The organism is uncultured Blautia sp. (assembly GCF_902497045.1).
In the GTDB taxonomy this organism is placed as follows: Bacteria; Bacillota; Clostridia; order Lachnospirales; family Lachnospiraceae; genus Blautia_A.
Genome location: NZ_CABVDF010000231.1, coordinates 1 through 4,294 on the forward strand (window position 1 = coordinate 1; position 4,294 = coordinate 4,294).

Below are 4,294 nucleotides of genomic sequence, written 5' to 3' on the forward strand. Positions count from 1 at the left end.
TGACGAAATAAAAATAAATTGGTAAAATTAACAAATACAGATTGCTATAGAGGAGGTCACAGGTTATGGCAAAAAAGAGAAATATCATTGTAGGACAGTCAGGAGGTCCCACATCTGTTATTAATTCCAGTCTGGCAGGCGTTTATAAAAATGCCATTGAACGAGGCTTTGATAAGGTATATGGAATGCTCCATGGAGTACAGGGGCTTCTGGATGAGCAGTATGTGGATCTGTCAACACAGATTCATTCGGAACTGGATATTGAGCTTTTAAAAAGAACACCGTCAGCTTTTCTTGGCTCCTGCCGTTATAAACTGCCGGAGATCCATGAAGATAAGACAATTTATGAGAAGCTTTTCGGGATCATGAATAAACTGAGTATTGACACCTTTATTTATATCGGCGGAAATGATTCTATGGACACCATTAAGAAGCTTTCTGATTATGCGATCCTTACCGGACAGAAACAGAAATTTATCGGTGTTCCAAAGACCATAGACAATGATCTTGCTCTTACTGACCATACACCGGGATTTGGAAGCGCAGCAAAATACATAGGCGCATCTACAAAAGAAGTGATCCGTGATGCAGAAGGCCTGACCTATAAGAAAAAAATGATCACCATCATGGAGATTATGGGACGTAATGCCGGATGGCTTACCGGAGCGGCTGCACTTGCCAAGACAGAGGACTGTGAAGGACCGGATCTGATCTATCTTCCGGAAATTCCGTTTGATGTTGACAGATTCCTGGTAAAAGTCAAGGATCTTCTTACAAAAAAAGATTCCGTTGTGATCGCTGTATCTGAGGGGATTAAGCTGGCAGACGGACGCTATGTATGCGAGCTTGGAAGTTCCAGCGATTATGTAGACAACTTCGGACATAAACAGCTGCAGGGAACAGCAGCGTATCTGGCTAATTTCCTGGCAGGGGAATGCGGCTGTAAGACAAGAGCGGTAGAATTTTCTACTCTTCAGAGAAGTGCTTCTCATATGGCATCCCGAACAGATATTGATGAGGCATTTATGGTTGGCGGAGCTGCTGTCAAGGCTGCTGATGAGGGCGATACCGGCAAGATGATCGTAATCGACCGCGTTTCCGATGATCCTTATATGGCAAAAACAGGAATTTATGATGTACATCGTATTGCAAACGAAGAAAAACTGGTTCCAAGAAACTGGATGACAAGAGACGGTTCTTATGTGACAGAAGATTTTATTGATTATATCAAACCATTGATACAGGGAGATTATCAGCCGATCATGGTGAACGGTCTTCCAAGACATCTTGTACTGAATAAGAAAAAGAAACGCTGATTTTTTAGCAAAAAGGGGGAAAGTTTACAGATTTTCCCCCTTTTTTTGAGTTAGACCTTGACTATTTGACTGGAAATCTATACAATAACTATGTGCGTATAAAAACATATTTTTATGTTCAAAGAACAAAAATTTAGGAGGAAAATGTAAAATGGCAAAATGGGTTTACATGTTTACAGAAGGTAACGCTACTATGAGAAACCTTCTGGGTGGTAAAGGTGCCAACCTTGCTGAAATGACAAGCCTGGGTCTTCCTGTACCGCAGGGCTTCACTATCACAACAGAAGCCTGCACACAGTACTATGAAGACGGAAGACAGATCAACGATGAGATCATGGCTCAGATCATGGAAGCGATCACCAAAATGGAAGGAGTTACCGGAAAGAAATTCGGTGACAAAGAAAATCCTCTGCTTGTTTCCGTTCGTTCTGGTGCAAGAGCATCCATGCCTGGTATGATGGATACAATCCTCAACCTTGGTCTTAATGAAGAAGTTGTTCACACATTAGCTGAGAAATCCAACAACCCACGTTGGGCTTGGGACTGCTACAGAAGATTCATCCAGATGTACTCTGACGTAGTTATGGAAGTCGGCAAGAAATATTTCGAAGAACTGATCGACAAGATGAAAGAAGAGAAAGGTGTAACTCAGGACGTTGAGCTTACAGCTGAGGATCTTGAGACTCTTGCTAACCAGTTCAAAGCTGAATATAAAGAAAAAATCGGCTCTGATTTCCCATCTGATCCGAAGGAGCAGTTAATGGGCGCTATCAAAGCTGTATTCCGTTCCTGGGACAACCCGAGAGCAAACGTTTATCGTCGTGACAACGATATCCCATATTCCTGGGGTACTGCTGTAAACGTACAGATGATGGCATTCGGTAACATGGGTGATGACTGTGGTACAGGTGTTGCTTTCACACGTGACCCTGCTACAGGTGAGAACGGTCTGTTCGGTGAGTTCCTTACAAACGCTCAGGGTGAGGATGTTGTTGCCGGTGTTCGTACACCTATGCACATCTCTGAGATGGAAGAGAAATTCCCGGAAGCATTCGTAGAGTTCAAGAATGTATGCAACACTCTTGAGAAACACTACAGAGACATGCAGGATATGGAGTTTACTGTAGAGCATGGTAAACTGTATATGCTTCAGACACGTAATGGTAAGAGAACTGCTCAGGCTGCTCTGAAGATCGCTTGTGACCTTGTTGACGAGGGAATGAGAACAGAAGAAGAAGCTGTAGCAATGATCGATCCTCGTAACCTTGATACACTGCTTCATCCGCAGTTCGATGCAAAAGCTCTGAAAGAGGCTACTCCAATGGCAAAAGCACTTGGTGCTTCTCCGGGAGCTGCTTGCGGTAAGATCGTCTTCACAGCAGATGACGCTGTAGAGTGGGCTGCAAGAGGTGAGAAAGTTGTTCTTGTTCGTCTTGAAACATCCCCAGAAGACATCACAGGTATGAAGTCTGCTCAGGGTATCCTGACAGTTCGTGGTGGTATGACATCTCACGCAGCAGTAGTTGCTCGTGGTATGGGTACCTGCTGTGTATCCGGATGCGGCGAGATCGCTATGGATGAAGAAAATAAGAAATTTACACTTGCTGGCAAAGAGTTCCATGAGGGAGACAGCATTTCTCTTGACGGATCTACCGGTAACATCTATGACGGAATCATTCCGACTGTAGACGCTACAATCGCTGGTGAGTTCGGAAGAATCATGGGATGGGCTGACAAATACAGAACACTCAAGGTTCGTACAAACGCTGATACTCCGGCTGACGCTAAAAAAGCTCGTGAGCTTGGTGCAGAAGGTATCGGTCTTTGCCGTACAGAGCATATGTTCTTCGAAGGCGACAGAATCGATGCATTCCGTGAGATGATCTGCTCTGAGACAGTAGAAGAGAGAGAAGCAGCTCTTGAGAAGATTCTTCCGGAGCAGCAGGGAGACTTCGAGAAGCTGTATGAAGCTCTGGAAGGAAACCCGGTTACTATCCGTTTCCTGGATCCGCCTCTTCATGAGTTCGTTCCGACTACAGAAGAAGATATCAAGAAACTTGCAGATGCTCAGGGCAAAACTGTTGAGCAGATCAAGACTATCATTGATTCTCTCCATGAGTTCAACCCGATGATGGGTCACCGTGGATGCCGTCTTGCAGTTACCTATCCGGAAATTGCAAAAATGCAGACAAAAGCAGTTATCCGTGCAGCTATCAATGTAAAGAAAGCACACGCTGACTGGAACGTATGCCCAGAGATCATGATTCCGCTTGTTGGAGATATCAAAGAGCTTAAATACGTTAAGAAATTTGTTGTTGAGACAGCTGATGCTGAGATCGCAGCAGCAGGCGTTGATCTGAAATATGAAGTTGGTACCATGATCGAGATCCCGAGAGCAGCTCTTACTGCAGACGAGATCGCAAAAGAGGCAGACTTCTTCTGCTTCGGTACAAACGACCTTACTCAGATGACTTACGGCTTCTCCCGTGACGATGCTGGTAAATTCCTTGACGCTTACTATGACGCTAAGATCTTCGAGAACGATCCATTTGCAAAACTGGATCAGGTTGGTGTTGGCAAGCTTATGGAAATGTCCATCAAACTTGGAAAACCGGTTAACCCGAACCTTCATGTAGGTATCTGTGGTGAGCACGGCGGAGATCCTTCTTCCGTAGAGTTCTGCCATAAGATTGGCCTTAACTATGTATCCTGCTCACCGTTCCGTGTACCGATCGCTCGTCTGGCAGCAGCTCAGGCAGCTATCGCTGAGAAGAACGCGTAAGATATAGTAAATTATATAATTGTGTCCAAACGAAGCAATAAACCGCTGTTAAATCCAACAGCATAAAATAAGTCCCCTGATATTGCAGGAAACCGTATCCGTTGGAAAGGTGCCTGGATATCAGGGGACTTTTTGTGTTGCTCCTGATAAAAGGTTTTCTTATAAACATGATTTTACGAATATACTTATAGGTTTT

General features: G+C 44.3%; 2 protein-coding genes. Both read left to right on the forward strand.

Annotated features, from left to right (window positions below; genetic code table 11):
- Positions 1 to 65: 65 nt before the first annotated feature.
- The gene (locus RDS42_RS12835; RefSeq protein ID WP_308784006.1) at positions 66 to 1,316 is read left to right on the forward strand and encodes a 6-phosphofructokinase; all 1,251 of its coding nucleotides are present in this window, start codon (positions 66 to 68) and stop codon (positions 1,314 to 1,316) included.
- Positions 1,317 to 1,467: 151 nt separating this feature from the next.
- The gene (gene ppdK, locus RDS42_RS12840; protein ID WP_308784007.1) at positions 1,468 to 4,098 is read left to right on the forward strand and encodes a pyruvate, phosphate dikinase; all 2,631 of its coding nucleotides are present in this window, start codon (positions 1,468 to 1,470) and stop codon (positions 4,096 to 4,098) included.
- Positions 4,099 to 4,294 lie beyond the last annotated feature (196 nt).

What these genes read in the sequence shown, in the direction of transcription:
- RDS42_RS12835 (WP_308784006.1), top strand. Translation starts at nt 66, where the DNA reads ATGGCAAAAAAGAGAAATATCATTGTAGGACAGTCAGGAGGTCCCACA.
- ppdK (WP_308784007.1), top strand. Translation starts at nt 1,468, where the DNA reads ATGGCAAAATGGGTTTACATGTTTACAGAAGGTAACGCTACTATGAGA.